This is a genomic window from Lewinella sp. W8, from assembly GCF_004375085.3.
Classification (GTDB): Bacteria; Bacteroidota; Bacteroidia; order Chitinophagales; family Saprospiraceae; genus Neolewinella.
Window position 1 is genome coordinate 1 of sequence record NZ_SNAQ03000067.1, and the last position, 615, is coordinate 615.

Annotated in this window: 1 pseudogene; it reads left to right on the top strand. The window is 61.5% G+C overall.

Annotated elements, in window-relative coordinates:
- Positions 1 to 615 (top strand): annotated as a pseudogene (locus E1J53_RS24080) (hypothetical protein); the annotation flags it as partial.

Genomic DNA, 615 nt, shown 5'->3' on the forward strand with positions numbered 1-615 from the left:
TGGCGACCTTCGACGAAGAAGACCCCGAGTGTAACGACGTGGTGATCACACGTACGTTTACGGCCACGGAACTGGACAACTGCGAGAACGCAGCCGGTGAAGAGAACGGCCCGGCGGTGACCTCCTTCGAGATCACCTTCGTACAGCCGACGCTTGCCGACATCGAGCCCGAAGGCGATGAGCTGGACGTGGCCGAGTACGAGTGCGACGAGACCCTGGCCCTGGGTGCCAACGGCAACCCGCTGCCCCGCGACGAAGACATTCCCTTCTTCAGCTTCGGTGATCGTACGATCCCGCTGGTGGTCAACGGCACGGTGTGCAACATCGGCCTGACCTACGAGGACGGCCCCCGGATCCAGACCTGTCCCAACACTTACAAATTTGTGCGGACTTACACGGTCATCGACTGGTGTAACCCCGGTGCCCCACGCACCTACACCCAGGTGGTCAAGGTGGGTGATACCACGGCCCCTGACTTCACGGCTCCGACGCAAGACCGCGACTTCGACGGTACCATCGACGAAGGCCCGCTGGAGTTCAGCACCAACGCCGGTGATGTTTGTGCGGCCTACATCCGCCTGGACGATCCGAGCATCGTACTGACGGACAACTGTA